The sequence below is a fragment of the Cellulomonas persica genome (assembly GCF_007989825.1).
GTDB lineage: Bacteria > Actinomycetota > Actinomycetes > Actinomycetales > Cellulomonadaceae > Cellulomonas > Cellulomonas persica.
The window spans coordinates 35,096-50,887 of sequence record NZ_BJUA01000006.1; the positions used below are offsets into that span (position 1 = coordinate 35,096).

Annotated in this window: 6 protein-coding genes; 4 read left to right on the plus strand and 2 right to left on the minus strand. The window is 76.1% G+C overall.

The genetic code is table 11. The features are described from left to right. The first annotated feature begins 1 nt into the window (after position 1). The 4 genes from CPE01_RS07295 to CPE01_RS07310 are packed head-to-tail and all read left to right on the plus strand — an operon-like array spanning position 2 to position 11,633. Complete coding sequence (locus CPE01_RS07295; protein ID WP_146805996.1) at positions 2-898, plus strand: hypothetical protein; 897 nt, start codon at positions 2-4, stop codon at positions 896-898. Then, the gene (locus CPE01_RS07300) at positions 895-2,367 is read left to right on the plus strand and encodes a hypothetical protein (RefSeq protein ID WP_186811451.1); all 1,473 of its coding nucleotides are present in this window, start codon (positions 895-897) and stop codon (positions 2,365-2,367) included. The genes CPE01_RS07295 and CPE01_RS07300 overlap by 4 nt, the downstream gene beginning before the upstream one ends. 10 nt (positions 2,368-2,377) lie before the next feature. Continuing rightward, positions 2,378-5,611 carry a hypothetical protein gene (locus tag CPE01_RS07305; protein ID WP_146805998.1) on the plus strand — a complete coding sequence of 1,078 codons (3,234 nt, stop codon included), beginning with the start codon at positions 2,378-2,380 and terminating at the stop codon, positions 5,609-5,611. Between the two features lie 4 nt (positions 5,612-5,615). Continuing rightward, a complete protein-coding gene (locus CPE01_RS07310) occupies positions 5,616-11,633 on the plus strand; it encodes an RHS repeat domain-containing protein (protein ID WP_146805999.1) in 6,018 nt (2,005 codons plus the stop codon). A gap of 58 nt (positions 11,634-11,691) precedes the next feature. Here the strand turns inward: CPE01_RS07310 and CPE01_RS07315 are convergent, their stop codons facing one another. Together CPE01_RS07315 and CPE01_RS07320 are read right to left on the minus strand one after the other, a co-directional pair. Further along, a complete protein-coding gene (locus CPE01_RS07315; protein ID WP_186811452.1) occupies positions 11,692-12,450 on the minus strand; it encodes an AfsR/SARP family transcriptional regulator in 759 nt (252 codons plus the stop codon). A 293-nt stretch (positions 12,451-12,743) separates the two neighbouring features. After that, on the minus strand, positions 12,744-15,791 hold the full coding sequence (locus tag CPE01_RS07320; RefSeq protein WP_146806001.1) for a bifunctional [glutamine synthetase] adenylyltransferase/[glutamine synthetase]-adenylyl-L-tyrosine phosphorylase: 3,048 nt from the start codon (positions 15,789-15,791) through the stop codon (positions 12,744-12,746). Between the last annotated feature and the right edge of the window lies 1 nt (position 15,792).

Below are 15,792 nucleotides of genomic sequence, written 5' to 3' on the forward strand. Positions count from 1 at the left end.
CGTGCTCACCGAGCTCGAGTCCCGTCTCGCGGACGTGCTGGGGGCGGCGCTGCCGGCGCCGTTCGGCGGTCGCGTGCGCAGGCGCGGCGCAGCCGGTCCGGCGGGTGCCGGACCGGTCGTGCGGCTCGGTGTGCAGGGCTACCGCCCGCTCGAGCCCGACGTGTTCTCGACCCGCCCCGAGGTCGGCGCGGGTGCGCCGACGCTGCGCCGGGTCGTGCGTCTGCACGTGACGATCGGGCTCGACGTGACGACCGACCCGCCCGGTGACCGCCTGGGCGAGCTGGCCGGGACCGACGCGCTGCTGTTCGCGCTGCAGGAGCCCGCGGTGCGGTCCGCGAGCGCTCTCGTCGCACCGGGTGACCAGGGCTTCCGGCTCGACGGGATCGAGCTGCTCGAGGTCGGCACGCAGGACGACGACCCGGACGTCCTCGTCGGCGCCGAGGGCTGGTTCTGGCCCGTGGGAGTGCCGGGGCAGGACGGTCGCGCGATCGCGCACGCGCTCGTGCGCGAGGTGCGCCTGCCGATGCGGCTCACGCTGGGTGGTGCGCTCGTCGCGGGCGGCGCCGCGGTGGCGTGCGACCTCACGTTCGGCGCGACGGGCGCGCTCGACGTGGCCGACGGACCGGGCGGCACCCCGACGACGGCGCCGTTCGGGGCGGTCGCGCTGCGGCTGCTCGACGACGGCGGCGGTCCGGGCGCGGGCGTGCTCGACACCGCCGCGTCCCCGCCGGGCACGACGGTCGTCGCGACGGTCGAGGCGGACGGCGCCGCGTTCACCTACACCCCGCCCGCGGCCGCCGCGCGCGAGCACCTCGTCGTCCTCGCGCAGGCCGGGACCGGCGCCGACGCGCGGACCGGCATGGAGCTCGCGCGCTTCGACCTGGTGGTGACGCCGTGAACGCCCCCATCGGCGTCGTCGGCGTCGGCGAGGTGAGCATGGTCGTCGTCCCGCAGACCGCCTACCTCGTGCAGGCGGGCGTGACGATCCCGCCGTCCGGCTACGTCGTGCCCACCGCGTGGCGCGCGGTCGCGGGCGCGACGGGCGCGCGGGTCGGCAGCGCGATTCTCACGGTCGACCCGGTGACCTACGGCGCGGGGCGCGACGCCGGCGTCGTCGCCGCAGGGAAGAACGCCACGACGAGCATCGCCGTCACCCCGCCGGACGCGCGCGTGCCGACGCGCGGGCTGACCCTCCCGTCGCTGCGCTCGGCCCCCGACGGCGAGGCGCTTCCCCTGTCGGACGACCTGCACCTCGTCGTCCACCAGGGCGGCACCCCGGTGGTCGCGGTCCCGCCGCTGCCCGCCGACCACTACGTGCCCGCACAGCTCACGGGCGGCGCACTGTCGGGCTCGGCGCTCACACTGCCCGACCTCGTCGGTCCGCTCAGCGTGACCCTCGCCGCCGGCCGCACGCTGGATGAGCTCACGAGCCTGAGCTTCGCCCACGGGGACGTGCGCCTGAAGGCCGCGCCCATGCCGGTCGGCCTGCACGTGGTCGGGCCGGACGGCGACGAGCAGCTCGCCGTACCCGGTCCGCTGCGCACCACGCTCACGCACGACCTCGCACCGGCGCTGCAGCGGCACCTCGCCGCGGCCGTCGTCGACCAGGAGGGCGGCACGGCACCCGTCACGCTCCGCTCGGACGCCACCGGGGACGCGTACGTCCGGCTCGCCGTGACCGGCCTGGTCATCGAGCGTGCGATCGAGGGCCGGCCGAGCGTCGAGTGCGACGGCGCGCCCACGAGCGTGCCGCGGCCGGGCGTGACGCCCGGCCGCGCGCCGACGCACACGCGCGCCGACGTGATCGTGACCCACCACGGCGCGGCGCTGCACCCCTCGTCGGACCCCGTGCCCGCCGCTGACGCGGACGTGGGCGGCGTGGCGGTGCGCGACGTCGGCGTCACGAGACGGATCCCGGCCGCGACGCTCGCGGGCGAGCACCTGGTGCGCGTCGCGGTGGTCGGCTGGCCGCACGGCGAGACCGACCTCGCGCTCGGCGTCGCGGGTGCGAGCCTGACCGCGTCCGCGCTGCCGGGCGCCGACGGTCGCGGCGCGCCGAGCGTCGTGTGGTTCACGCTGCCGACGCCCGCCGCGGTCGACGGTCCCGTCGACGTCACGCTGCGCGCGACCCGCGGCGCGTTCCGCTGGTTCGAGCCGGCCGACGGGAGCGGCCCGGCGCTGCGCCTCGCGGTCGCGTCGTCGCCCGTCGGGACGCGCGTCGTCGTCGGTGGCGTCGGCCTGGACCTCACGGGCGAGACGACGACGACGACCGGCGTCCTGCTCGCCGGGACCGACGGCTGGGCGGTCGAGACCGACCAGCTCTGCACGGTCGCGCTGGCGAACGCCGTCATGGAGTTCGCGCCGTGAGGAGGCGACCGTGACGCTCCTGGATGACCTGCAGGCCCTCGACCTGTCGGCGATCGTCGACGCCAAGGGCTCGATCTCGGTCGCGCTCGACGTCGACGACCTGCAGGCGCTGCTCGGCGGCGGTGCCGTGGCCGGCGTGCTCGGCGACCTCGGCACGGCCGTCCAGACCGCGGTCACCGCGGTCGACGACCCGTCGACGCTCGTCGAACCGCTCGCGGACGCGCTCGTGCGCCTGCTCGACGCGATCGGGGCCGACCTGCCAGTCGCCGAGTACGCGCAGGCCGTCGCCGAGGGCGCGCGCGTCGTGGCGAGCCTCGTCGGCGCGCTGTCGGGCGACCCGCTGCAGCTGAGCCTGCCCGGCTCGATCGACGCCGGCTCCGCGCTGGGCCGGGTCGCTGGTGGCCTCGGCGACCACGCGACCGCGGTGTCCGGGGGGCTCGCACGGCTGCAGTCGCTCGTGCGCACGGTCGACGGCGGGCTGCCGTCCGACCCCGCCGCCCTCGTCGACATCGCGATGCAGATCCTGCTCCCCTTCGGCTCGTCGGCGATCGACCCCGTCCGGGCGTGGTCGACGACCGTCGACGCCCAGCTCGCGCGCGTCCGCATCGACCCGAGGCTCGGCGAGGGGCTGGTCGTGGCGCTCGGGCGCGTGCGGGCCGCCGCCGACGCCGGGGACGTGACCGCGGTCCGCGCCGCGCTGACGTCCCTCGAGCAGGTACGCACCGCGACGATCGCGCAGCTCGCCGCGGCGCTGCGCACCGTGACAGGCGTGCTGAACGCGACGCGCGTCGGTGACCTCGCGGGCCCGGTGCGGACGCTGCGCGGCACGCTCGGCACCGTCGAGCAGGGCGCGCTCGACCTGCTCGACGACTGGCGCGGCATGATCGCCGACGCCCGCCGGTTCGTCGAGGACCTGGACGCCCAGCGCGCACTCGACGCGCTGCGCGACCTGCTCGACGGCGTCGAGCAGGCTGCGCGCCAGACCGTGCTCGGGGTCGTCGACCAGTCGGTCGAGGTCGTCAAGGGCTGGCTGCGCGACCTGCTGCGCGAGCTGCCGCTGCGCTCGCTGCGCCAGGCGCTGTCGGACGCGATCGCGAGGCTCGCGCAGGCGATCGACGACGCCGACCTCGACGCGCCGGTCGTCGTCGTGCGCCAGACGCTCGCCGACGTCGCCCAGACGCTCGCCGCCGCCGACCCGGCAGCGCTGGTCGCCGCGGCGGTCGACCAGCTCGAGCAGGTCGTCAAGGACCTCGTGGACTCGCTCGCCGCGGCGCTCGGCGACATCGCCGCAGGCGTCGAGGAGATCGCCGACGACGCGCGCGCCGTGCTCGAGCGAGCGGTCGAGGGCCTGCGCGCCTTCAGCGAGGCGGCGGCTGCGATCTCGGCCGCGGTCGGCGGCACGCAGATCAGCGACGCCGCGGCGGCGGTCGCCGCCCAGCTCCAGGACCTGCGCGAGCAGGTGAGCGAGGTCGTCTCGGGCGTCGAGCTGCCCGAGCCGCTGCGCGAGAGCGTCGAGCAGCTCGTGTCGATGCTCGAGAGCATCGACCTCGACGAGGCCGTCCGACGTCCGCTCGAGGGCGCCGCGGCCCAGCTGCAGGTCCCGCCGACCGTCGGCGCGACCGTGCGCGAGGGCCTGCAGGCCGTCAGCGACGCGATCTCCTCTCTCGTCCCCACGGACCTCGTCGCGGACCTCGACGCGATGCTTGCGGACGCGCTCGCGCAGCTCGGCTCGATCGACGTCTCGTCCCTCACGTCCGGCGTGGCCGAGGTGCTCGACGACGCCGCGGGGACGATCGAGGGCGTCCACCTGACCGAGCTCGTCGCGCCCGCGAGCGCCGTCTTCGACCAGGTCCTGTCCGCGGTGGACCGCGTGCACCCGCGCACGTTGCTGGCCCCCGCGATCGACCTCTACCGCCAGATCGCTGGCGCGGTGCCCGTCCCGGCGCCCGACGCGATCGGCACGCGCGTCGGCACCGTCACCTCGCAGGCCGGCGAGGCCGCCGCGCGCGCCGCGATCGAGCCGGCGCTCGGCGCGATCGGCCTGGGCGGCGGGACGGCGACGCCCACCGCAGCGCAGCCCGCTCCCCCGCCGGACCTGCGCCCGGGCGACGTCGTGCGGCTCGTCGGGTACCTGCCCGCGCGGCTGCGCGAGGCGCTCGTCGACCTGGGCACCGGTCCTGTCGGGCAGGTCCTGTCGTCCCTCGACGACCTGCTCACCGGGACGGCGACCGCGCTGCGCGGGACGCGGGACCGGTTGCTCGGGCTGCAGTCGCAGGTCGAGTCCGGACTCGAGGCCGCCGTGGCCCCGATCGCCGCGGCCCAGCTCGACGCGCAGCTCGCGCTGCGTCGCTCGGCCGCACTCTCGGCCGGCGGCGTGGATCTCGCCGTCTCGGTCGACGTCGTCGCGACGGTGTCGCCCGCCGCGCTGCTGCGCGCGGTCGAGGGCGAGCGCGCGCTCGTCGCCGCGAGCGCGGGCGGGCTCGCGGGTGCGCTCGTCGGGCCGGTCGCGGACGACCTGGTGTCGGTGGCCGACCTCCTCGAGGCGGTGCTGCCCTCGCAGGTCCTCGGCGACGTCGACGGACTGCTCGCCGCGCTCGACCCCGAGCCGCTCGCGGCCGAGCTCGACGCGCTGTTCACGTCGATCGTCGCCGCCATGCCCGCGTTCCTGAGCGCCGCCGGCACCGCCGTGACCGAGGTCGTCGACCGCATCCGCGCGCTCGTCGAGGAGTTCAACCCCGGCGCCCTCGCCCAGCGGTACCTCTCGGTGGTCGAGGTGGTCCGCGACGAGCTCGCGCTGCTCGACCCCGCGCGGCTCGCCGACGAGCTGGGCGAGGTGCATGCGGTGCTGCGCGCGACGCTCGCCGCGTACGACCCGGCGGTGCTGGCGGGTGACCTGGACGCGCTGCTCGCCCAGGTGGCCGGTGCGATCCGCGGGCTCGACCCGGCCGGGCTCATGCCGGACCTCTCGGGCGTGGCCGCACAGGTCGCGCGCGTCGCGGACGTGCTGCCGATCGCGGCGCTCGAGGGCGTCGGTCAGCAGCTCGTCGCGGTCGGCGACGAGCTCCGCGAGCTGGACGTCGACGGCATGATCGCCACCGTCGACGCCATCCCGCCGCAGGTGGCGGAGTCGGTCTCCGTGCTCGTCGACACGATCCGGGACGAGCTCGTCGCGCTGCTGGAGTCCATCCGCTACGCGGGCGGCTCCGCGTCGGTGTCCGTCTCCGTCTCGGGATCCGTGGGGTGACGCCATGACCGCAACCACCGCCCGGCCGGCTGCGGGCCGGGGCAACGGCCCAGGGTCCAGCCCAGGCCCCGAGCTCGGCACGCACGTCGAGACGCTCGACCTGGGTGCGGCCGGCGTGCTCGAGGTCGAGCGCGACGGCGCGTCGGGCGTCCTCGTCGGCCTGCGCGGAGGCGGGCGGGAGTACCTCGTCGTGGACGGCGACGGCACCCGCACCTGGCCGGGCGTCGCCCGGACGCACGAGCGCATGGGCGGGCAGTCCCTCGAGCGCGACGTGCGTCCCGAGGTCGGGCCGTCGTGGCGCGAGGTCTACCGCTGGTCGGGCGACGACCTCACGCTCGTCGACGGGGTCGAGGTCCGACGCGACGCGCACGGCCGCGTGGTCGCGTGCCTGCCGGGCGGCCCCGACCCCGCACCCGCGTCGCACCGCTGGTGGTACACGCACGACGAGCGCGGACTCGTCGGGATCCGCGGTCCCGGCGTCGCGCGTCGCCTCGCGCTCGGCCCGGACGGCCGCGTGCGCGAGGTGCACGACGAGACCGGGACGCGCGTGCTCGCCTGCGACGCCCGCGGGCGTCGCACGGTCCCCGCGCGCCCCGGGAACGACCTCGTCGACGACGACGGGCGCACGTGGGTCACGTCCGACCCGCAGGGCCGCGTGCACGCGGTCTTCCTGTGGGACGGCATGCGCTGCCTCGCGCGCGTGGACGGGCCGCTCGGCTCGCCGCTCGGCGCGGTGTTCAGCCTCGACCCGTCCGGGACGCCCGTGCGCGTCGTGACCAGCCGGGACGCGCAGCGCATCCCCCGCGACGCGTACGGCGAGGGGCTCCTCGCCCACGCGGACGTGCCGGGCCTGTTCGGCGGGCGCGTGCACGCGGGGGTCGTGCACCTGCCGCTGCGGCGCCTCGACCCGGTCACGGGTGCGTTCGCCGAGCCGGACCCGTGCGACGGCGGCGACGACGACCCTCGTCGTCCCTCCGGGTACGACGGACCGCTGCCCGTGGAGCGCGAGCCCCGGTCCGCCTTCGAGGTGTGCCGCGGCGACCCGGTCGGTCGCTCCGACCCGACCGGCGGCGTCTCCGGCGGGCTCGTCCTGTCGACGCTCACGTGGTCGTTCCAGAACAACATCGTGTCGTTCTTCGGGATCGACTGGTGGTTCAACCTGTTCCTGAGCCTGCTCGCCGCGCCGTTCGCGGGCGACCAGTACGACTTCTTCAGCTCGACCGGGTTGAGCACGACCGACCGGCTCGGCGCGTTCGGCGTGCGACGCGACGGCTTCATGAACGTCATCACCGGCGGGCGCCCGTTCACCACCCAGCACATCGTGTGGGCGCCCGACCACGAGTTCGAGGAGCTGCAGCGCGGCGAGGTGGTCGACCCGCTCGGCCGGTTCGAGCCGACGCACTACGGCACCGTGCTCGCGCTGGCCCCGACGGGTGCGGCGACCTCGTTCCTGAGCTGCGGGCCGACGAACGGGCCGTGGACACCCGGTCAGCTCACCGGGTGGACACGGCACGGCGGCGTGGGCGTCCCTGCCGCACCGGGCACGCTCACGCCGTGGTTCCCCTCGGGCGGTCTGCACCTCGACGACACGCGCACCGACTGCCGGCACGACACGCCCGCGACGCTCACCGAGCTGCGGCCCGGCCCGGTGGCGGCCGGGGACTTCGAGACCCACACGGTCCTCCTCGCGCCCGGACCGACGGGTCTCGCGGCAGGAGCGCGCATCCTCGTCGAGGACGACGCCGCCATGGCGTTCGCGACCGTGCTGGGTGTCGTGCCCGCGCCGATGGGTGAACGCATCCAGCTCACCGAGGACCTCCCGCTCACCGGCGCCTCGCTGCGCGTCACCCCGCTGGCGGCAGCAGCGGCCTCGAGCGAGTCGCGCCCTGCCGGGGCACCCGCAGACTCGCTGGATGCCCGCGGGACCACCGCGACGTACGCGACTGGCGACCTGCTGCGGCTGACCGCCGCGTCCGGTCAGGTGCTCGTCGCGCGCGTGGCTCGGCTCGAGGCGCGCCTGCCGCTCGAGCGGCCGCTGCCGGGCACGCTCACGTCGCCGGTCTCCGTCGCTGCGGGCACGCTCGGCCCGAGCCAGACCGTGACGGCCAGCGGCACGACGCTCGACTTCGGGACCGGTACGCCTCCCGGGCAGGGCGCGACGGGCGTGGTCGAGGGAGGCACGCGCACCGGTGTGCGCGTGGAGGCGCCGCCCGCCGGGAGCGTCGCGACGATCGACGTGGCCGCGCCCGCGGGCACGACCGCGTTCCGGAGCGTGACCGCCGGCACCGTGCTCGGCGCGCGCGACGACGCCGTCGAGACCGACCCGGCCCTCACCTACACCCCGCTCACCGCAGGCTCCGCACCCGACGGCTCTGCCGGGACGGTCGTCGTGCGGGTCGAGGGCGGCGGCCTCGCGCACGCTCGCGTCGTGCCTGGCGCCCCGACGCACGACGTCGTCGTGCTCGACCGTGCGCTCGTCGGCACCGGGCCCTGGACCGTCGAGCGCTGGACCACCGCGGGCGCGACGACCTCCTCGGTCGTCAGCTCGGACGTGGTCGCCATCTCGGTGCCGTCCCCCGAACGGTTCGAGGGCATGCCCGTCATGCTCACCCGCGTCGTCGGCGAGCCGCCCACGGCCACCGCGCGGCTGACCGGCGACGTCGTCGACGGCACGTTCACTCCCGCGCCGTCCACCGCCACGCCGCCGACCCCCGCGCTCGCGTCGGGCCTGCAGGCGGGCCGCCCGGTGCTCGTCGGGACGGAGCTGACCGCCATCCGCTCGGTGCGCTGCGACGTGACCTTCACCCCGGCGGTGGACCTGGCGGCCACCGGACTGCGGCTCGTCCGCCTCGCGCCCACCGGCTACGCGTACGACGCGGTCGTCGCCTCCGCCGCCGCCGTGGACCTGCGAGGGACGGTCACTCCCACCGGCGGCACCCCGGTCCCGGCGCCGTTCCTGCGAGCGGTGCCCGGCGACCTCCTCGCTGTGACGCCTGCCGGCGGCACGACGAGCTGGCACCGGGTCGCGTCGGTCGGGAACGGCCGGGTGACGCTCGCCGGCGGGCCGGCGATCACGCAGGCCGTCGGGACGGCCGTCACCGTCCAGCAGGCCACGGTCGGCAACCCGAGCACCAACTGCCCGTTCCTCGGCATCGACGGGACGCGTACCGGGAGCGGCCCGACCACCACCGCCAGGTTCACGCTCTGGCGGTCGGAGGACCTGCGCGGCACGACGTCCGTGCTCGGGATCGTGGACGGGGAGGTCACCCATCCGGTGGTCCTGAACGGCGACGCACCGGTCGCCGAGGTGACGTTCTCCACACCCGTGTCCGCCACGGGCGTCGACCTGTCGACGATGAGCCACGCGAACATGGCCACAGCGATGCTCGGCGCGGTCCGGCGGGAGGGCGCGCTGCTGTTCGCGGACGTCCCGCCCCCGGGCGGCGGCATCGCCCTGACGACCGCGCCGAACCAGTCCATCGTCGTGATCGGGCTCGAGCCCGTCGGTGACGCCCGACCTGTCGTGCTCGGGCCGGGCACGCTCCTGGTCCCCGAGGAGGAGACCACCGAGATCGACCGGGGGCAGTCGCTCGTCAACCACGAGCTGACGCACACCGTGCAGTACCACCGGTGGGGTCCGCTGTGGTTCTGCGCCTTCCCGATGATCGCGCTCGAGCTGCCCGGCATCCTGGCCAGCGACACGGAGCTGCCCGAGTTCTCGGCGTTCCTCGACGCGACGGTCGCGGCGGGCGACACCGGCACCTGGTCGGTGACCATCCCGCAGCACGCGACCGTCTCGATCGGGTCCGGTGCGACGCTGCAGGTCGTGCAGGGCGCGCGGATCATGGAGGCCGAGGTCACCGCGGTCGCAGGAGACGTGTTCAGCGTGCGCGTCGAGTCCGGCGCCCTGCCGACCGGGCGCGTCGCGGTCCGCAAGAAGCAGCGCGTCGGCGGCTTCGACGTCCCGTTCGCGATCCTCGACCTGATGACGCACGGCGGGCTGGTGAACCTCCTGGCGGGCAGCACGTGGGGCGGCATCTTCTGGCTCATCGGCAAGGCGTTCTACGGGTTGGGTCGCGCGATGGTCGGCACCGGGGACCTGTTCGCCGGCACGGTCGGCGCCGGTGGCACGACGATCACGCTCACGCAGGCCGCCGATGCGGACAAGCTCCCGGCGACGGGCCGCGTCACGATCCGCCGCGGTGACGACACCGTGATCAGGTCGGCCACGAAGGACGGCTCGACGCTCACGCTCACCGAGGCGATCGCGTTCACGGGCGACGTCCGCGTGGGCGGCTACGACTCGCACGAGCCGGAGAGCGCGTTCGACTGGTACTCGTACCGGGCGGGGACCGTCGACGCCGCGAACCACTTCGCGGTCGACCTCGGCAGCGGGCACGGGCTGTCACCCGAGGACCGCGTGACCGTGCGGTACCGCGCGGGGCGCCCGTTCCGCACGGACGTGCTCGCGGTGAACGGCGGACGCGTCGAGCTGTCGACAGCCGTGCCCGTCACGGGCGACGAGCTGTCGGTGCGGATCGCGCGCGTGGGCGCGAGCGACCCGCTCGGCAACGCCGACTCCTCGGCGATGGTCGAGATGGGCATGGGGTGGATGAAGTGGCTGTTCGACCCGTGGGGCCAGGTCGAGCCCGCCGTGGCGCCCGGCGACTGGACGCGCTGGCTCCTGCGGGTCATGCGCTGGCTGCTCGGGACGCAGAACTTCACCCTGCTCCCGTTCGGGCACCTGTGGTGGGACCGGATGTTCCCGGGCGACTCCAACGCCCACAAGTCGCAGATCGAGCAGGAGGCCTCGTCCGAGTCGGGCGACGTGTACTCGCCGCTCGGCCGCCTGACAGGTGACGTGACGCACGCCGACGCGATCGGCACCGCGCACGCGGTCGTCGGTGACGTCATGCGCTACCGCTACTGGCCCGAGAACTCCGACGTGAACTTCGTCGAGGAGGGCTGGCTCGACACCCCTGGCGTCCACGTCGACCGCGACCTGCGGGTCATGCCGAACGCGGTACCGGTCGGACCCCTCGCCGCACCCAACAGCACGACGGTCGCCGACCCGACGGTCACCGACCCCGGCACGTTCGTCGCGAGCGACCTGACCACGCGCGACGCGGACCCGCGCGCGATCCCCGGCGCCGACACGCTCGGCTACGCGACGTCCGACCTCGGCACGATCCCGGTGGGCGCACGGATCCAGCGGAACCTGGCGGGGTACGTCTCGTTCACGAGGGCTGGCACCCACCGGGTCACGACGATCAACGGCATCGTCGGGGGGCAGGACGCCATCGACGCCGCCGCCGCCGGGCGCCAGACCCTGTGGTTCGACGTCCGGGTCGACGACGTGACGGTGACGGGCGCCGGTCAGACGCTCGACACGAGCAGTCCCGGCACGAGCGACCGCCTCACGCTCGTCCCGTTCCAGGTCGTCGACCTCGCGATCGCGCCCGGGGTGCCGCGGCAGTACCAGGTCACCGCACTGGACCCGACGGGTGCCGTCACCGTGGCGGCCGGAGCCCGCCTCACCGCCGCCGCGGTGACCGCGACACCGGTCCCGGTCGAGATCAGCCGCCTGCACGCGGCCGTCGACGGCCGGTACACGGGAGGACTCGCGTTCGCCGGCATGCACCTGTCGCGTGACCTGCACGTCCCCGTGCGGTCGCTGACGGTCGACGTGGTCGCATCCCTCCCGCTGCGCGACGCCGCGCGCCGCGACGCCGCCGAGCTCACCACGCTCGCCCGGGGCGCCGAGGCGTTCCTGCTCGTGCCCGCGCCGGTCACGGTGCCCCCGGCCGTCACGGCGGTCGACGGCGCCGCTCCCCCGGCCGGCACGCCCGACCCGGTCACGCGCGTCGACGCGCCCGACGCCGCGGCGTTCCTCGGCGCCACCGGCTCCGCGTTCCGCGTGGTCGTCCCCGACACCGCGCCCGCGGGCGCGTACACGTTGTCGGTCACGGTCGGCGACGGCGGGTCGTCACGCGTGCTGACCTGCGACGTCGCGATCACCTGACACCTCGGCCCGGACCGGCCGGCGTTCGTCGTGCCGTCCGGTGCCGGGTGGGTGCTCGTCAGACCGCGCTCAGCGCCGGGTCCGGCCGCAGGCGCGCGACGAGCGCCGCGGTCGCGGCCGACGGCTCGACGCCCAGCTCGCGACGCAGCACCTGGCGGCACGCGGTGTAGGCACGGCGCGCCTCGGCGACGTTGCCCTCGGCCAGGTGCACGGCGATGACCGTGCGGTGCGCGCTCTCCCGCAGCGGGTCCGCGCGCAACGCCGAGAGCGCCAGGTTCACCGCCGCCGCGAACCGGCTCTGCGCGGCGAGCCTGCGCGCGAGCGCCTCGAGCAGGTGCAGCCGCAGCTGCCGCACGCGTTCCCGGTCCTCCGCGACCCACTCGTCGTCCCAGTCCGGCAGCAGGTCGGCGTCCGCGAGCCGCGGCAGCGACGCGACCTCGTCGCCCGGCTCGTCGGCGGACAACGCCCGGTGCGTCAGCTCCTGCACGTCCACCGTCACGGCCGGTCCCAGCTCGACCCAGCCCCGCTCGACCTGCAGCACGCGCGGCGCGACCAGGCCCACGCGCCACAGCGCCGTGCGCAGGTTCGCGCCAGCACGTGCGTCGGTGACCGCGGGCCACAGCGTGCCCGCGACACGCGCCCGCGGCACCGCACCGCGCAGGCACACGAGCGCGACGACCCGGCGGCACGACGCGCCCAGCTCGACGGACTTGTCCGCGAGCTGCAGCCGGAAGTCCCCCAGCAACGTCACCCGCGCGCCGGGCGCGTCGTCGCCCTCACGAGCGACGAGCAGCGGGCGTCGGGCAGGGTCGAGCATCGTGTCGTCCATCGACAACCGCCGCCCGTCATGGCCGGGCCGTCCCGGCCGGTGCGCACGGGCGTGCCACGCCCTCGCAGGACCTCGTCGTCACCGCGTCCCCCCACGCTCGGTCTGCCACGGATGACGAGAAGGTGCCCGCCGGCGTCGCCTCAGATACCCGCCGGCGTCCCGTGTCCCGCGCCAGGGCACCACCGTGGCACCGTCGCGGGGCGTGCGCTCGTCGGAGGGTGCCGCCCTGCCCGTGTGCGGGCGGGCTTCGTCGGCGGCCGGCCCGGACGTGGACGAGCAGGTCAGCCGTAGAAGACGCGCTCGACGACCGCTCGCGCCCGCCGGGCCGTGCGCAGGTACGCCTCCTCGAGCTCGCCGCCCGAGGCCGGCGGGTAGCCGATGACGCGCGCCAGGCCCGCGAGCGCCTGGTGCACGTGCGGCAGCGCATCGGCGTGCGCCGCCTCCGCGCGGCCCGTCCACAGCACGTTCGCGTCCCGCAGCCGGGAGGCGAGCTCCCAGGCCTGGACCAGGGCGGTCAGGTCGTCGGGCTCGAGCAGGCCGGCCTCGCACGCCGCGGTCAGCGCGTCGAGCGTGCTCGTCGTGCGGAGTCCGGGCACCTCGTGCGCGTGCTGGAGCTGCAGCAGCTGCGCCGTCCACTCGACGTCCGCGATCCCGCCACGGCCGAGCTTGAGGTGTCGTGCCGGGTCCTGCCCGCGCGGGAGACGCTCCGCCTCGACCCGCGCCTTGATGCGCCGCACCTCGCGCACGGTCGCGGCGTCCAGCCCGCCGGCGGGATAGCGCAGCGGGTCGATGAGCGCGACGAACCGCTCCCCCAGCTCGGCGTCGCCCGCCACGGGCCGCGCGCGCAGCAGCGCCTGGCTCTCCCAGGGCGACGACCAGCGGCCGTAGTACTCCGCGTACGCGTCGAACGAGCGAGCCAGCGGTCCGTTACGTCCCTCGGGCCGCAGGTCCGCGTCCACCGCGAGCGCCGGCTCCGGGCCCAGCGCCCCCAGCAGCTGGCGCAGCGCCGCCGCGACCGCGACCGCGAACTCCTGCGCGACGCGCGAGTCGGCACCCGGCACCGGGTCGTGCACGAACAGCACGTCCGCGTCGGACGCGTAGCCCATCTCCCGGCCGCCGAGCCGCCCCATCGCGACGACGAGCATGCGCGTCGGGTTCTCGGTCAGCCCGCGGGCCTGGCGCGTCTCGGCCTCCGCGACCCGCAGTGCGCCCGCCAGGACGACGTCGGCCGCGACCGTGACGCTCTGCGCGGCACGCGTCCCCGTGACGACACCCAGCACGTCGGCGACCGCCGTGCGCGCGAGCTCGCGGCGGCGCAGGCCACGCAGGAACGTCGCGGCCGGACCGGGCTCGTACGCGCGGGTCAGGCCGGCGTCGACCTCGGCGGCCAGGCGCTCGCGGCCGCGCGGCTCGAGCTCGTTGTCCTCGGCGAGCCAGGTGACCGACTCGGGCGAGCGCGTGAGCGCGTCGGCGACGTACCGGGACGTGGACAGCGCGTGCGCGAGGCGCTGCGCCGCAGTGCCCGAGTCGCGCAGGAGCTTGAGGTACCAGTGGGTCGTGCCGAGCTGCTCGGACAGGCGGCGGAACGCGAGCAGGCCGCCGTCGGGGTCGGGTCCCTCGGCGAACCAGCCGAGCATCACCGGCAGGAGCTGGCGCTGGATCGACGCGCGTCGCGACACGCCCTCCGTGAGCGCCGCGATGTGCCGGGTCGCGCCCGCCGGGTCCGTGTATCCGATGGCCGCGAGCCGGGCGCGCGCGGCCTCCGGCGCGAGGCTCGCCTCCTCGGCGGACAGCCGCGCGGTCGCGGGCAGCAGCGGCCGGTAGAACAGCTCCTCGTGCAGGTGGCGCACGTCACGGCGCACGTGGCGCCAGCGGTCGAGCAGGCCCTCGGCGCCCTCGGCGCGCATACCCACCGAGCGCGCGAGGCGCCGCAGGTCCGCGTCCGAGGTCGGCAGCAGGTGCGTGCGCTGCAGACGGTGCAGCTGGATCCGGTGCTCGAGCAGGCGCAGGAACCGGTAGCAGACCGCGAGCCGCGCGGCGTGGTCGCGGCCCACGTAGCCGTCCGCCGCGAGCGCGGCGAGCGCCGTCAGCGTGCTGCCGCTGCGGATCGCCTCGTCGGACCGTCCGTGCACGAGCTGCAGGAGCTGCACCGTGAACTCGACGTCCCGCAGCCCGCCGACGCCCAGCTTGAGCTGACGGTCCGCCTCCGCGGGCGGGATGTTGCCCTCGACGCGGCGCCGCATCGCCTGCGAGTCCTCGACGAAGTGCTCGCGCTGGACCGCCGACCACACGAACGGCTGGGTCATCTCGACGTACGCGCGACCCAGCGCCAGGTCGCCCGCGAGGGGGCGCGCCTTGAGCAGCGCCTGGAACTCCCACGTCTTGGCCCACCGCTCGTAGTACGCGCGGTGGCTCGCGAGCGTGCGCACGAGCGGTCCGTCCTTGCCCTCCGGCCGCAGCGCGGCGTCGACCGGCCACAGCGCCGGCTCACCCGCCGGTGTCGAGCACGCCCGGGCCAGGCCGGACGCGAGACGCGTCCCCGCCGCGAGCGCGTCCGCCTCGCTCACCCCCGAGCCCTGCGCCGGCTCGCACACGTAGATCACGTCCACGTCGGAGACGTAGTTCAGCTCGCGTCCGCCCGCCTTGCCCATCCCGATCACCGCGAGCCGGACGCCCGCGCCGTGGTCCGGCAGGTCCGCGCGGGCGAGCGCGAGCGCGGTCTCGAGCGCCGCCGCCGCCAGGTCCGCGAGCGCCGCGGCGACCCCCGGCATGCGGTTCAACGGGTCGGAGACGGTCAGGTCGGTCGCCGTGATGCGCAGCAGCCGCGACCGGTACGCGCGTCGCATCGCGTCGATGCCGTCGGTGCCGACGACCGTCGCCACCGGCTCGTCGTCCGTGGGGTCGGCCCCCACCGCCTGCAGGAGCTCGGCGCGGACCTCCGCCGCGGGCACGCCCGTGCCGGGCGTGGTGTCGGCGACGAGCCGCAGGTTGCCGGGGTGCGCACCGAGCATGTCCGCGAGCGCGACGGAGGCGCCCAGCACGGCGAGCAGGCGCTGCCGCGGCTCGTCGTCGTGCGTGAGGATGTCCGTCAGCAGCGCCGTGAGCTCGGCGTCGCCGCGTACCGCACCTGCGAGCTTGGCGAGCGCGAGCAGCGCGGCGTCGGGATCGGCGACGTCGGCCAGCGGACCGACGAGCGTCTCGGCGACGTCGGGCAGCACCTCGAGCAGCGCGTCGTCCGCGAGCAGGCGCTCGGCGCGCGGGACGTCGTCGACGCCGGCGCGCGTGAGACGCGCGGCGAGCGACGCACCACGCTCGGGTCGTTCGGTCATC